This window comes from Cobetia crustatorum (assembly GCF_000591415.1).
Lineage (GTDB): Bacteria > Pseudomonadota > Gammaproteobacteria > Pseudomonadales > Halomonadaceae > Cobetia > Cobetia crustatorum.
Window position 1 is genome coordinate 1 of record NZ_JEMF01000103.1, and the last position, 14,197, is coordinate 14,197.

General features: G+C 63.9%; 12 protein-coding genes and 1 pseudogene. 11 read left to right on the forward strand and 2 right to left on the reverse strand.

Features of this window, described 5'->3' with window-relative positions; genetic code table 11:
* The first annotated feature begins 107 nt into the window (after nucleotides 1–107).
* The 10 genes from BF12_RS22515 to glmS all read left to right on the forward strand — a co-directional run bounded on the left by BF12_RS22515 (nucleotide 108) and on the right by glmS (nucleotide 12,616).
* Nucleotides 108–1,328, forward strand: coding sequence for a sugar transferase (locus tag BF12_RS22515; RefSeq protein ID WP_084488185.1), 1,221 nt, complete (start codon nucleotides 108–110; stop codon nucleotides 1,326–1,328).
* 2 nt (nucleotides 1,329–1,330) lie between these two features.
* Nucleotides 1,331–2,398, forward strand: coding sequence for an EpsG family protein (locus BF12_RS0116400; protein WP_024953203.1), 1,068 nt, complete (start codon nucleotides 1,331–1,333; stop codon nucleotides 2,396–2,398).
* 79 nt (nucleotides 2,399–2,477) lie between these two features.
* Nucleotides 2,478–2,888: a hypothetical protein gene (locus BF12_RS0116405; RefSeq protein ID WP_024953204.1), complete on the forward strand. Its 411-nt coding sequence runs from the start codon at nucleotides 2,478–2,480 to the stop codon at nucleotides 2,886–2,888.
* A gap of 23 nt (nucleotides 2,889–2,911) precedes the next feature.
* The gene (locus BF12_RS0116410) at nucleotides 2,912–3,784 is read left to right on the forward strand and encodes a polysaccharide biosynthesis protein (RefSeq protein WP_169734546.1); all 873 of its coding nucleotides are present in this window, start codon (nucleotides 2,912–2,914) and stop codon (nucleotides 3,782–3,784) included.
* 151 nt (nucleotides 3,785–3,935) lie between these two features.
* Nucleotides 3,936–5,474 (forward strand): polysaccharide pyruvyl transferase family protein, encoded by a 1,539-nt coding sequence (locus tag BF12_RS0116415; RefSeq protein WP_024953206.1) that lies wholly within the window; start codon nucleotides 3,936–3,938, stop codon nucleotides 5,472–5,474.
* A gap of 1 nt (nucleotide 5,475) precedes the next feature.
* A complete protein-coding gene (locus BF12_RS0116420; RefSeq protein WP_024953207.1) occupies nucleotides 5,476–6,750 on the forward strand; it encodes a glycosyltransferase in 1,275 nt (424 codons plus the stop codon).
* Entirely contained in the window at nucleotides 6,743–7,498 is a 756-nt protein-coding gene (locus tag BF12_RS0116425; RefSeq protein ID WP_024953208.1) for a glycosyltransferase family 2 protein, read from the forward strand. Before BF12_RS0116420 ends, BF12_RS0116425 begins: the two co-directional genes overlap by 8 nt.
* The gene (locus BF12_RS0116430) at nucleotides 7,482–8,432 is read left to right on the forward strand and encodes a glycosyltransferase family A protein (protein ID WP_024953209.1); all 951 of its coding nucleotides are present in this window, start codon (nucleotides 7,482–7,484) and stop codon (nucleotides 8,430–8,432) included. Before BF12_RS0116425 ends, BF12_RS0116430 begins: the two co-directional genes overlap by 17 nt.
* Nucleotides 8,433–9,102: 670 nt before the next feature.
* A complete protein-coding gene (locus tag BF12_RS0116435) occupies nucleotides 9,103–10,449 on the forward strand; it encodes a UDP-glucose dehydrogenase family protein (RefSeq protein WP_024953210.1) in 1,347 nt (448 codons plus the stop codon).
* Between the two features lie 208 nt (nucleotides 10,450–10,657).
* Complete coding sequence (glmS, locus tag BF12_RS0116440; protein WP_024953211.1) at nucleotides 10,658–12,616, forward strand: glutamine--fructose-6-phosphate transaminase (isomerizing); 1,959 nt, start codon at nucleotides 10,658–10,660, stop codon at nucleotides 12,614–12,616.
* Nucleotides 12,617–12,723: 107 nt separating this feature from the next.
* Here glmS and BF12_RS0116445 read toward each other — a convergent pair whose 3' ends face one another.
* On the reverse strand, nucleotides 12,724–13,056 hold the full coding sequence (locus BF12_RS0116445; RefSeq protein WP_024953212.1) for a hypothetical protein: 333 nt from the start codon (nucleotides 13,054–13,056) through the stop codon (nucleotides 12,724–12,726).
* Nucleotides 13,056–13,817: a sulfite exporter TauE/SafE family protein gene (locus BF12_RS0116450; protein ID WP_024953213.1), complete on the reverse strand. Its 762-nt coding sequence runs from the start codon at nucleotides 13,815–13,817 to the stop codon at nucleotides 13,056–13,058. The genes BF12_RS0116445 and BF12_RS0116450 overlap by 1 nt, the downstream gene beginning before the upstream one ends.
* 69 nt (nucleotides 13,818–13,886) lie before the next feature.
* Between BF12_RS0116450 and BF12_RS0116455 the strand changes: the two are divergent.
* Nucleotides 13,887–14,197: pseudogene (locus tag BF12_RS0116455) on the forward strand (transposase); the annotation flags it as partial.

Genomic DNA, 14,197 nt, shown 5'->3' on the forward strand with positions numbered 1-14,197 from the left:
CAACACGAACGCAAGCCAAGGGGGTAACGGCATATGAATACCACGACGAACCATGCAAGCTCCGGGCTGGAAGGCGTCAGCGCCACTCCCGCATGTACGAGCGACTGATGTTCAACTCGCTGTGTCAGGCCATCGTCGGTCTGATTCTGGCAGTGGGTGTCCCGCTGCTGCTGATCAATGGCCTGCGCCCGTGGGTCAGCGAGATGCGCATGCACAGTGTCATCGCCGCCAGCGGCGGCTTCCTGCTCGCATTGCAGGCGATTCGTCACATGTCGCGCTACCCCGGCGCCAAGGCCTTCGCCTACGTGCTGCCGGCCATCACCATCAGCTATTTGCTGGCGATGAGCGTGCTGATCGCGCTGGATCTGCGCTTCAGCCGCCTCGTGCTCGGCAGCTCCTGGCTGGCGGCAATGCTGATCTGCTCCATCGGCTTCTGGGCCGAGCAGCGCACCCGCATCCGCAAGCTGGCCGTGGTGCCCTTCGGTGACTACCGCAGCCTGTTCACCACCCGTGGGGCACGCTGGAATCTGATGCGCGCGCCGGATCTCGGCGAAGATCGCTACAACGGCGTGGTCGCCGACCTGGAAGCCGAGATGCCGGCAGAATGGCAGCGTTTCCTGGCCAACTGCGTGCTGCATCGCATCCCGGTCTATGACGCCAGCGAAGTCCGCGAGTCGCTGACCGGTCGTGTCGAGCTCGATCAGGTGCGTGAGAACAGCTTCGGTCAGCTGGCCCCCAACAGTGAATATGAGCTGTTCAAGCGTCTGTTCGACATGCTGGCCGTGCTCGCCGTGGCGCCGTTCGTGCTGCCGATCTGCCTGGTGACCGCCGTGCTGATCCGCCTCGATTCGCCGGGTGGCGTGTTCTTCGTCCAGGAACGTGTCGGCCAGGGTGGTCGTCCGTATCGCATGTTCAAGTTCCGCAGCATGTGCCACGACAGCGAGAAGACCGGCGCCCAGTTCGCCCAGGCCAATGACATGCGCGTGACCCGCATCGGTCGCGTGATCCGCAAGACCCGCATCGATGAGCTGCCGCAGTTCATCAACGTGCTCAAGGGCGAGATGAGCCTGATCGGCCCGCGTCCGGAGCAGGTCAAGTTCGTGAATGAATTCGCCGAACAGATTCCGTTCTACAACTACCGTCACGTGGTCCGTCCGGGCATCACCGGCTGGGCACAGGTCACTCAGGGCTATGCCTCTGACGCCGACGAGACCCGCGAGAAGCTCGAGCACGACTTCTACTACATCAAGCGCTTCTCCGTATGGCTCGATCTGCTGATCGTCGGCCGTACCATCAAGACCATGCTGACCGGCTTCGGGGCACGCTGAGCATGCTGACCGTCAGTGGCTATTACGTCGGCTTCATGGCCCTGCTGGTGGCAATCCTGCCGCTGGCCGCCAACGAGCGCACCCGCATGGTGGGTGCCTGGTTGGTCGGTGGGCTGTGTCTGGCGTTCATGGCATTGCGTTACGACGCAGGGTACGACTACTTCTCGTACCGCCAGATGGCCACCTGGCAGGTCGACCTGAGCTTTCTCGAGCCCGCACCTGCTGCCCTAGCGCGCATGGCGCGGGCCTGGGGCGAGCCGCAGCTGTTCTTCATCATCACCGCCATCCTCTACGTGTCGTGCTTCGTCTCGGCACTGGTGATGAGCCGTCGCAATCTGGCCTGGTGCCTGCTGTTCTTCGTCTGCCTGCCGCTGATCTATCTGTCGGCCTTCGGGTTCGTGAAGCAGCACGTGGCGATTGCGCTGTTCATGCTGGCGATGGCGTGTCTGGAGCGCGGCATGCGGCTGCCCGCGCTGGTGCTGATGCTTGTCGGCACCAGCTTCCACTACACCCTGGCACTGTATCTACCCCTGCTGGTGATCTATCCGCTGCTGCGTCGTGCCTACCCGTTCTGGCTCTACCTGGGGCTGCTGCCACTGTGTTTCGTGGCCGGGCCACTGGCCAAGAGCATTCTCAGCGCGCTGGGCCTCTATGCGCATTATTTCGAGGATTTCTCCGGCGGTGGCGAGAAGCTCTACGTCATCTACCTGTTGATCTGCCTGGGCACCCTGGTGCTGTGGAAGCATTTCCGCCTGTCACTGGACCCCTGGGCCTTCAACCTGATGTTCATCGGCGTGGCGCTCTACACCCTGTTCATCACCTACGGTGAGCATGTGGCACGTGCCAGCTATTATTTCCTGCCGTTCGCCATCTTCGTCATCTGTGACGTGATCGAGCACTTCCGCGACAAGCTGTTGCCCAGCCTGATCAGCGGCGTGCTGATGATGGCGCTGTTCTTCATGTCGCTGAAGGTGGCGGCCGGCAATCAGGACCACGATTTCTTGAACAACTACGAGTTCTATTTCCTCAGCGATGAAGCCCTGGTCGTCGGCAACGGAGGCCAGTCATGAGCGAAGCGCTGATCTTCTCGCTGTTCAATCTGATGGCGCGCGGCCTGTCCTCCGCCGCGGGCCTGCTGCTGGCGCGAGCGTGGCGCCGGAGGCCTTCGGTGAATACGCGCTGGCCCTCAACTACGCGGTACTGCTGGGCGTACTGGCGCGCATGGGCGGCAACGAGGTGTTGCTGGTCACCCGCGACGGCGCCAGCGCGCCGGCACTGCGCCGCTGGATGGGCGTCGGCATCTCGCTGTATGCCTTGCTGGCGATCGGCTTCGCCGTCGGCATCGCGCCGCTGCTGGGCCTGTCGGCCTTCATCTTCGCCTTCTGTGCGCTGCGCGCCGCGGCGGAGCAGGTCGGCCTGCAGATGATCAACTCGCGCCTGCAGCGCCAGGAGCGTTTGGGTCGCGTCAACCTGATGACGGTGATGATCTCGCTGGCGGTGGCGATCGCGGTCGCCTGCGCCGCGGGGCCGGCGCTCTATCATCAGGCGTCGAGCTTGTGACCGGCGCCGAGTTCAGCGCTGACATGACCACCCCCGCCGGCATGTTCGGCCTGGCGCCGGTGCCGACCTTCGTGATGGTCAGCGCCATCGCGCTGGTCATCGTGATGGCGCTGGGCATGTGGCTGTCGCGTGATGCGCTAGCGGATGCCCGGGCCGAGGCCGACGCGGCGGCGGGCGATGAGGGCGTGGGTCAAGAGGGCGCGGGCCAGCGTCGCCTGCCGAGCAAGGCCGATTTCGCGCGCGGTCGCGGCTTTCTCTACAACAACCTGATGTCGTTCGCCTACCTGCAGGCGTGGGTGATTCTGGCCGGGCTGGCGTTTGCGCCCGCTCAGGTGGCCAGTGTCTCGGTGGTGACCTCCATCGTGTTCGCGCTCTATGTCTTCCCCACCAGCCTGTATCGCTACTACCTGCCCAAGCTCACCCACGGCGATGCGCGCCTCAAGGAGTACCTGGTCATCGCCAGTGGCTTCGCGCTGCCGGTGGCGGGAGGGCTGGCGCTGATCGCGCCGTGGCTGGCGGAACATTTCCTGAGCGGTGCCTACCCGCGCCTGACCCTGACGCTGCGCGCCTTCGCGCTGGTCTATCTGGTGCACGCCTTCGTCACCTGCGCCTTCACGCGTCTGGCCGCGCTGCGCCTCAACGGCAAGCGCCTGCTGTGCCAGAGCACCGGCGCCACCCTGGTGGTCGGCGGGGGCCTTGCGATCGCGGCGCTCAACCATTCGCTGGGCAACGCGTCCGGCGACACCGGCAGCCTTCTGGGCGTCGATCTCTACAGCCTCTTCCTGTGTGTGCCGGTCGCCGCCGAAGTGGTGATGCTGGCGATGGCGATCCTCTTCCAGCCATCACTTTCCCGCGGCGGCAAGGCACACGAAGACAACGCTGCGGCGAGTGCCTGAGCCTGACCGGGCTTCACGAGCGCAGCAGGAATCGGAAGGTCAGCATCTATGCCTTCCGGTTGATGACATGACGGCGATGCCGGGCATGCAGACACAGCCCTCAGGCATCGCGCGTTCGAATCGCGACATTACGGACAGAAGGACGAACAGCATGGCCAAGATATGCATGACGCACGGATGGCATGACGACAACAAGGGCGACTCCGCCATCCTGATGGGCACCATCGACTTCCTCGATCAGCTGATCGATGCCGAACAGGGCCGCAGCGATGTCTCCGGCGCCGGCGTGGCCAAGGCCGAAGGCCACCGCATCGACATCCTGCCCATCGATGATCAGGTGTTCGCCACCGAGCGCGGCCCGTTCCGCCATATTCGTCGCCGCTACCGTGAACGCGTCACCGTCGGCCAGCCGCTGATGCCGCCGATGCGTGACAAGCTGCGTTTCGTGACCTCGCTGCTTGGCCTGGGCGCCAAGATGATGTTCGGCAAGCAGGGCAAGAGTGGCAACGACATCATCGACGCCGCGGACCTGGTGGTCGTCAAGGGCGGTCATATCTTCCACAACGGCAGCTTCAAGAAGACGCTGTCCTCATGGCTGGCGCTGATCGGCTATCTGGCGCCGGTGATGCTGGCCCGCAAGGCCGGCAAGCGCGTCTTGCTGCTGGGTCACTCCTTCGGCCCGTTCAAGACCCCGGCCCAGGAGCGCTTCTTCCTGCGCACCCTGAGCGATTGCCTGGTGGTCTCGCGTGAGGAAATCACCCACGCCATGACCCAGAAGGCCGACCCGAAACTGCCGCACGCCCTGCTGGGTACCGACATGGCCTTCGCCATGGCCCCGCGTGGCAGCGACGAGCATGCCGCGGTCAAGGCGCCGAATGGCGTGGCCTCGCCGTACGCCGTGATCACCCTGCGCGACTGGTGGGGGCTGGATCAGCAAGCCTTCGCCGAGCGTGTCGAGGTGCTGTCGCGCTCACTGCTGGAATCCCGCGAGCGTCTGGGCATCGAACGCCTGCTGGTGGTGCCGCACGTGCTGGGCCCGACCGATATCGAGAATGACCAGCGCATCTCCCAGCTGGTGTTCGACCACCTGCAGAAGGCACTGGCCGCGGCACAAGGCGGCGAAGACCTCGCCACGCGTATCGAGCTGGTGCAGGGCGACCCGAGCCCGGATGCGCTGGTCGATCTCTACCGCGATGCCCAGTTCCTGGTCGGCACCCGCTTCCACTCGGTCATCTTCGCGCTGATGTCCGGCACGCCGGTCTACGCGCTGTCCTACTGCGGCCCCAAGGCGCCGGGCATCATGCGTGACTTCGGTCTCGGCGACAGCGTGCAGGACATCGAGAACTTCGACCCGGCGCGCATCGTGGCCGATATCGAACAGCTGGTCGCCGACAAGGCCTTCCCGGCGCTGGCCGAGAAGGTCATCGCCGAGAAGCTGGCGATCACCGCCGATATCACGCGCGACTTCCTGCGTCGTGCACCGGGACGTGCCGGCGTCTGGGGCCAGCGTGAATTGAAGCTCAATGACGCTGCCTTCCCGGCACCGGTGGCCACTGCCACCACTGCTGCGCCAGTCAATTCTGCGCCGGCCGATGCCGGAGCGGCCGATACCATGGCCGCGGATGCGCCTGCCGGCGACAACAGCGCGACTGCCGCTCACGACAGCGAGCCTGTCGTGCGAGGAGCCTGATATGGCACATGTCGCTCTGTTGATTCAGGACATCAGTGCCTGTGGTGGCGTCGAGAAGGTGATGCATGGTCTGGCGCGGGATCTGAGCGCCAGCCACCGGGTCACGCTGGTCTCGGTGCGCGAAGGCGAGCCCTACTGGGGGCGTCTGGAGGGTGTCGAATATCGCACCCTCGGGCTGCCCGCCACCGGCACGCGCCAGAACTTCCGCCATTGGGTGACGCATCTGCGTCGCCTGATGCTGGAGGAGCGGATCGAGGTGATGGTCAGTGGCTACTTCGCCTTCCATCTGGCGGCGCAGCTGGCGGCACGCGGCACCGGTGGCGTCGATGGCGAGGGGCGCCCGCGTCCGCGCACGCGCATCATCGCCCAGGAGCACAGCGCCTATCACCACGACCGCCGTGCCAAGCGCATTGTCAAGCAGCTGGCCTATCGCCACCTCGACGTGCTGCAGGTACTCAATGAGGTCGATGCCGAATGCTGGCGTCGCCGCGGCCTCACGCCGACGGTGATTCCCAATTATCTGGATGACCAGCAGGCGGACGAGGCACGCAGCGGCTGCGAGCATCAGGTCGATGTGGTGATGGTCGGGCGTCTGGCGCCGATCAAGCGCCTCGATCTGGCGATTCGTGCCTTCGCGGATTCCGGCTATCGTCGCGGCCGCCTGGTGGTGGTCGGTGACGGCCCGGAGCGTGAACGCCTGCTGGCGCTATGCAACGAGCTGGGACTGCGCGTCTTCCAGGGCGCCAACGACAGCACGGTGCCTGCCGGCACTCAGGTGCTGTTCACCGGCGCGCTCAGGGACGTCTCCCACGAGCTGCGGCGTGCACGCCTGTTGCTGCTGACCTCGGAGCGCGAATGCCTGCCGATGAACGTGATCGAGGCCAAGCGTGAGGGGCTGCCGTGCCTGTCGCGTCCGGTGCGTTCCGGTCCGCTGGCGCTGATCGAGCATGGCCGCGACGGGATGCTCAGCGCGGAGCCGGATGGCAGTGAGGATGCCGCCATCATCGCCGAGCTGGCCCACGAGCTGGCGCGCCTCGAGTTCGATGACGAGCTTCTGCTGCGTCTCTCAAGCGGTGCCTGGCAGAGCTTTGATCGCTACAGCGCGCACGCGGTGTTGCCGCAATATCAGCGTCTGATCTCGCGTCTCGCGCCGCCGACGCCCGGCGATGCGGCGACTACCGAGCAGGCGCGTCAGGACTCATCCGCCGACACGCGCCCAGACACACACTCGCGTCGCATTCAGCGACAGCTGCTTGAGGAGAAGGCCCATGGCTGATGTCTCCGTCATCATGCCCAACTACGGCTATGACCGCCGCCTGCACGCCGCCGTCGACTCGGTACTGGCCCAGAGCGAGCCGGTACGCGAGATCCTGATCAGCGACGATGCCTCGCCGGATGGTGCCGCCAGTCGTCTGCGTGACGACTTCGCGGCGCTGGACTCCGCTGGCGTCGAGATCCGCGTGCTGGAAACCGACACCAACGGTGGCCCGGGCCGGGCACGCAACCGTGCCATCGCCGAGGCCAAGGGCCGCTACATCGCCTTTCTGGATGCCGACGATGCCTGGCTGCCCGAGAAGATCGAACGCCAGATCGCCTTCATGCAGGACACCGGCGCCGGGCTTTCCTACACCGGCTACGAGATGGTCGATGAGCAGGGCGAGCACGTCTCGTACTTCGCGCCGCCCGAGCGGCTGACGCGTGACGACATGCTGCGCTCCAACTCCATCGGCTGCCTGACCGCCATCTATGACGCCGGTCGTTATGGGCGCTTCTACATGCCGACGATCCGCAAGCGTCAGGACCTGGCGCTGTGGCTGATCATCATCGGTCAGCTGGGCCCGGCGCAGGGCATGCCGGAACCGCTGGCGCGCTATACGCGTCGCGAGAGCAGCGTGTCGTCCAACAAGTTCAAGGCCGCCGCCTATCAGTGGCGTCTGTATCGTGAGGTGCTGGGGATGGATGTGGTCAGCGCCAGTCGCAACTTTGTCCATTACGCGGTGAACGGTTATGCAAAACATCGTTGAACAGGATGTCGCGGCGTCCGCGACACCTTCCACCGAATCCACGGCGGCTCCCCGCCACGCCAATGCAAGCGCGCAGCCGACCCTCGATTCGCGCCCGCGCGTGCTGGTCGGGGCACGCCAGGTGGATGACAGCGCGCGTCGCCAGGTGCCGGAGCTGACCTTCCTGATCTCGACCCTGGATGACGGCCTCTACAGCGTGCCGCGTCATGATGCGCTGCCCGGGGCGCGCTTCTTGATCGTGCATCAGCTGTCAGACCCTGCAAGCCGCGAGCAATACCGCGAGTACGCGCTGGCCAATTTCGATAGCCGTTTCGAGTACCTGGCGATCGACGGGCGGGGTCTGTCGAAGAGTCGCAACACGGCGCTGGCCGCCTGTGCCACGCGCTACGCCTATGTGCTGGATGACGACATCGAGCTGCATCCCCAGGCTGTCGCGCTGGTGATGGAAGCCTTCACCTGCACCGAAGCGGCCGCGATCAGCTTCCCCCACGTCAAGGCCTTCCCGCTGCATGAGCGGGACCCGGATCGGCCCGCGCCGCCGGTGTCCTTCAAGGCCCACAGCCTGATGTCACTGGCGCGCGTGCGCTCGGTCGACATGGCGCTGGATCTCTGCCAGTTCCATGCACGCTTCGATGAGCAGTTCGGCCTGGGCACTGATCAGCCCTCCGGCGAGGAGTTCATCGTGCTGAGCGATGCGCGTCGTCAGGGCGCGCGTCTGATGCGAGCCAATCTGGGCATCGTCGCCCATGCGGGGGTCACCTCCGGCAGCGACTTCTACAGCACGCCGGCCAAGGCGCGCACCAAGGGGCGCATGTTTGCCCGCGCCACCGGCAGTCGTTTCTCGCCGTTGTCATTGGCCTTTTTCCTGCGCAAGGCGCCGGTCGCCATGAAGCATGGCCACCTGGCGACCTTCGCGAAGCATTACTTTCGCTGATGGCTGCCGCGCCGCTGATGGCTCTCATTGACTGACGGTTCTGATTTGATGACGACTCTAGCGCGAAGGCATGGCCATCCATGAGATGGCCATTGCCGCCCGGGTAGTCAATTGATCAAGCGGCATATCAGGGAAGTTGCGACAGGCAGGATCAGAAAGATAAGTCACAAGTTATATAGGGTCATGTTTCGGATCATATTGCGCCCGACAGGATGACTTTTCACGAAGTTGCTTTATAACAGAGCCACACTTTGGGCAGCGATGATTGCCCGTCACTGACTCAAGCGGCGCGTCTTTTCCCTGCGAGCTACCTGCAGTCTACCTGCATTCACCTGCGAGCCTTCTGGCCCGTGGGTTGGGTAACTTCGCGCCGCTGTCACGAAATATCGCTGTTCAATGGGGGTGAATCCTCTTGCACAGGACATTGTCGGCATTTCTTTTTCGGCCAATGAAGGCGGGAAATTCCGCCTGCGAAGACATCTCTTGAGAGAGATTCTAGGCAGTCTCGAGGGAGTCTTGAGGGAACAGAACTTTACGGCGAAATGCCTGAAGTCCGCCTCGATTGCCGCTGAAAAGCCGTCAGATGTGCACGAGATTCTGCCGCCATTGCCTCGTTTCACTTTGAGTATCACGACACGATCTGGCGACAAGGCCAGCAAGGATGACATCAATGAAGATCACGATTTTTGGAAGCGGTTATGTCGGTCTGGTCACGGGTACCTGCCTGGCCGACGTCGGCCACGACGTAGTGTGCATGGATGTAGACTCCGCCAAGATCGAGGGGCTCAAGCAGGGCGAGATTCCCATCTATGAGCCGGGCCTGGAAGGCATGTTGCTGCGCAACGTGGAAGCCGGTCGCCTGAACTTCACCACCGATGCGCGTGAAGCCGTCGAGCATGGCATGCTCCAGTTCATCGCCGTGGGCACGCCGCCGGATGAAGACGGCAGCGCCGACCTCAAGTACGTGCTGTCCGTCGCCACCACCATCGGCGAGCACATGAATGACTACAAGGTCATCATCGACAAGTCCACCGTGCCGGTGGGCACGGCAGACCGCGTCAAGGCGCGGGTCAAGGACGTGCTCAAGGACCGTAGTGCAAGCGTCGATTTCGATGTCTGCTCCAACCCGGAATTCCTCAAGGAAGGCGCGGCGCTGGACGACTTCACGCGTGGCGCGCGCATCGTGGTCGGCACCGATTCCGAAGCGGTGCGTGAGCGCATGCGCGAATGCTACGCGCCCTACAACCGCAACCATGAAAAGCTGATGTTCATGGATGTGCGCGCCGCCGAGCTGACCAAGTACGCCGCCAACGCCATGCTGGCGACCAAGATCAGCTTCATGAACGAGATCTCCAACCTGGCCGAGCGCCTGGGTGCAGACATCGAGGAAGTGCGTCGCGGCATCGGCAGTGACCCGCGTATCGGCTACCACTTCATCTATCCCGGTTGTGGCTATGGTGGCTCCTGCTTCCCGAAGGATGTCCAGGCGCTGGCACGTACTGCCAGCCAGATCGGCTATGACGCCGAGCTGCTGACCGCCGTGGAGTCCGTCAACAAGCGCCAGAAGGTCACGCTGTTCGACAAGCTGTCGCGGGCCTTCGATGGCGACCTCAAGGGCCAGACCATCGCTGTCTGGGGTCTGGCCTTCAAGCCCAACACCGATGACATGCGCGACGCGCCGAGCCGCACGCTGATGGAAGCGCTGTGGGCGGCTGGCGCGACCGTGCAGGCCTATGACCCGGAAGCCATGAAGGAATGCCGCCGTATTTACGGCGAGCGCGACGACCTGGTGCTGGTCGCGGACCGTCAGCAGGCGGTCAAGGGTGCCGATGCGCTGGTGGTGTGCACCGAGTGGAAGGAATTCCGCACCCTGGACGGCGAGTGGCTGAAGTCCCAGCTCGGCTTCCCGGTGGTGGTCGATGGCCGCAACCTGTTCGAGCCCGCCGCCATGAAGGCCGCTGGCCTGATGTACTACGCGGTCGGTCGCGGTGACACCCTGCTGCTGAATCAGGCTTGAGCTTGCGGCCTGCCATCACAGCCCAGGCGTCATTGCTCAAACGTCAGTGCTCAAGCATCAATGCTCAGCCATCAAGGCTCAAGCAGGCATTGAACGTCGCTGAAAGATTCAGCACGCGTACCTGATCTGCGTACGCACTCCCTGAAAGACATCCATTCAGTCGTGCCATCCTCCTTCATGAGGGTGGCACGCAGTAGAGGAATTTCTCATGTGTGGCATCGTTGCCGGTCTGGCTCAGCGTGATATCAGCAAGATTCTGATCGAGGGGCTGCATCGCCTCGAATACCGCGGGTATGACTCCGCCGGCGTGGCGGTCATCGACCCTGCCGGTGAACTGCGTCGTGCGCGTGCCGTGGGCAAGGTGCGTGCGCTGGAAGACGAGCTGCGTGAGGCGCCGTTGTCCGGCGCCATCGGCGTGGCGCACACCCGCTGGGCGACCCACGGGCGTCCTGCCCAGCACAATGCGCACCCGCATCTCTCCAGTGAGCGGGTCGCTGTCGTGCATAACGGCATCATCGAGAACCACGAAGCGCTGCGCGGCGAGCTGGAAGGCGCCGGTTATGTCTTCACTTCCGAGACCGACACCGAGGTGGTCGCGCACCTGGTCGATCGCGAACTGTGCAGCGGTCTGGCACTGCCGGAAGCCGTCAATGCGGTTACCGCGCGTCTCGATGGCGCCTTCGCGCTGGCGGTGATGGAGCAGCGCAACCCCGAACTGCTGGTCGGCGCCCGTCAGGGCAGCCCGCTGGTGGTCGGCGTGGGGATCGATGAGCACTTCATCGCCTCCGATCCGCTGGCGCTGCTGCCGGTGACCGATCGCTTCATCTATCTCGATGAAGGCGACATGGTCGCCATCACGCCGGCGGGTATCCAGGTGCTGGAACGTACCGGCGACCGCGATGAGCTGACACCGGTCACGCGTGAAGTGGTGCGTTACGAACATAGCGTCGAAGCTGCCGGCAAGGGCGAGTATCGCCACTTCATGATGAAGGAGATCATGGAGCAGCCGCGTGTACTGTCGCGCACGCTGGCCGAGCGACTGGACCCGCAGGGCGTGCGTCTGGAGGCCTTCGATGTCTCGCGTCATTCCTTCCTCGCCGCCAGCGCTGGCAACGAAAGCGGCGCCGAGGGCGGCAAGCAGGGCGTGGATGTGGCGCGCCTGACACAGCTGTTCGCCGATGTACGCCAGGTACAGATCATCGCCTGTGGTACCAGCTATCACGCCGGCATGGTGGCGCGTTACTGGCTGGAAGAGGTTGCGGGCATTCCGGCGCAGGTCGAGGTGGCCTCGGAATTCCGTTATCGCGAGCGCGTCGCGGCACCGGGGACGCTGTTCCTGACTCTGTCCCAGTCCGGCGAGACCGCCGATACGCTGGCGGCGCTGCGCGACATCCAGAAGCTCAACCGTGAAGGCCCGCAGGCTGGTCACTATCTGGCGAGCCTTGCCATCTGCAACGTGGCGGGCAGCTCGCTGGTGCGTGAATCCGACCTGTCATTGCTGACTCACGCTGGGCCGGAAATCGGAGTTGCCTCCACCAAGGCCTTTACCACCCAGCTGGTGGCCCTGATGTTGACCACCCTGGCGCTGCGTCAGGCCAAGGGCGATGGTCAGACGGATGATCTGCTGAGCCGTCAGCTGCTGATGCGCCTCAAGGACCTGCCGCACGTGATCGAGCAATCCCTGGCGCTGGATGGTGAGATCGCGCAGCTGGCCGAGAAGTTCATGCATCGTCACCACACCCTGTTCCTCGGGCGTGGCAGCCAGTATCCCATCGCCATGGAAGGGGCGCTCAAGCTCAAAGAAATCTCCTACATCCACGCCGAAGCCTACGCGGCCGGTGAGCTCAAGCACGGCCCGCTGGCACTGATCGACGAAGACATGCCGGTGGTGGCGGTCGCGCCGATGGATGACCTGATGGAGAAGCTGAAGTCCAATCTGCAGGAAGTTCGCGCCCGTGGCGGCCAGCTGTTCGTGTTCGCCGACCCGGAAGTCAGCTTAAAGGCCGGTGAAGGTGTTCACGTAGTCACCGTGCCGGGCGTGTGTCGCTTCCTCGCGCCGATCGTCTACGCGGTGCCGCTGCAGTTGCTCTCCTATCACGTCGCCGTGCTCAAGGGCACCGACGTCGATCAGCCGCGCAACCTGGCCAAGAGTGTCACGGTGGAGTGATCGACTGCGTTTGAGGCCATGAAGCAAACGAAAGGGACTGCCCATGGGCAGTCCCTTTTTTGTTGCAGGCTGTATGGAGGGCTTTATCGAGGGCTCTAGTCGATGAGTCAGCCTCGCATAATGCCTGCGCGCTTCACGCGAGCCAGCAGCCGATGCCAGCAACGAATCATCAGTGACTGGCGATGCATGTCAGCGCCTGGCTCAGGTGCGTCATCCGTCTCTTCATCAAGGGCAGGGCCGGAATGACGAATGCAGAAGCGCTCCCCCGACGGCGCCATCATCCAGCGCGAGCTGCCCGCCGGGAGTCGTCCCGCCTGCACGTCCTCATCAAGCTTTCTGCCCGCTGCCTTGATGGCGTCAATCGTGTTCTCCGAGAGTTCGATGAAGCCTTCATCGCCCGCTGGATCAGCTGCGTCATGGGCTGGTGGGGGCTGAGACATCAGATCAGGCCCTTGATGATCAGATTGACGCTCGAGACCAGCAGAATGGCATAGGCGACCTGGCGTAGACGATTGTCACTCAAGGGCGGCGGGAAGCGGCGTGCCAGCTCGGTGAAGAGCATCACGACGAGGGCGCCCGACAGACCCACGAGCAGCAGTTGGGGCAGGGTGTCGCCGATACGCCCCGGGGCCGCGATGCTGAGGCCCATGCGCACGATGCCGGTGACGATGAAGACACCGAACAGCGTGCAGCGTATGGCGATCAGGGTCATCGGCTGACGATAGAGCACGACCACCAGAGGCGGGCCATTGGCCGCGAACAATCCTCCCATCAGGCCTGACAGCACACCCGCGGTATGAAAGTGCCTGCGTGGCGATGTCGTGGCACGCGGGCCCGGTTGAGCCAGCAGGGCGAGACAGGCGATCAGGATGACGATGCCCAGCAACATGCCCAACAGAGGGGCTCTTTCGCTGCCCAGCCAGACTGCCAGGAAATAGCCCACCGGCAACATTGGCAGGCTGGTGACTAGCAGGCGGCGTGCCAGACGCGGATTGATCTCTCGCCAGTGCCCGCGCATGGCCATCCCGTTGTTGAACAGGCCCAGCAGGGTACACAGCAACGCGGCGCTCTCGATGGGCAGCACATCGAGGGTCGCCAGCAGGCCCATCACGATCAATCCGAAGGCGAAACCGGTCAGGGTCTGGATATAGCTGGCGAGTGCCAGGCTCATCATGATGGCGACAAGTTGCCAAGGCTCCATGAACCCGGCTTATTCATGAGGCCGACCTGAAAACGAAGATGGCGAGTGGTTTTCTCTTGTAGAATCAGGATGTTCCTGTCAGAACACGATTCAAGAGGACCACTCGCCATGGGTGAAACCCTAACGACCTGGACGCCCTCATGCAACGGCTCTGTCCGTGTCGAGCTGAGCGGCCACCGCACCACCAGCGACAGCGGCGCATTGTTGCTGCGCGAAGCCCTCGACAGCAGTGGCGTGATCGAGGCGCTCGAAGATAACCTGGTCGATCCACGCCATCCGCTGCGTATTCGCCACTCGCTGGCCAGCCAGATACGCACCTTGGTGCTGCAGCGGGCGATGGGGTGGATCGATCGTCAGCGATACCGACACGCTGCGCGTGA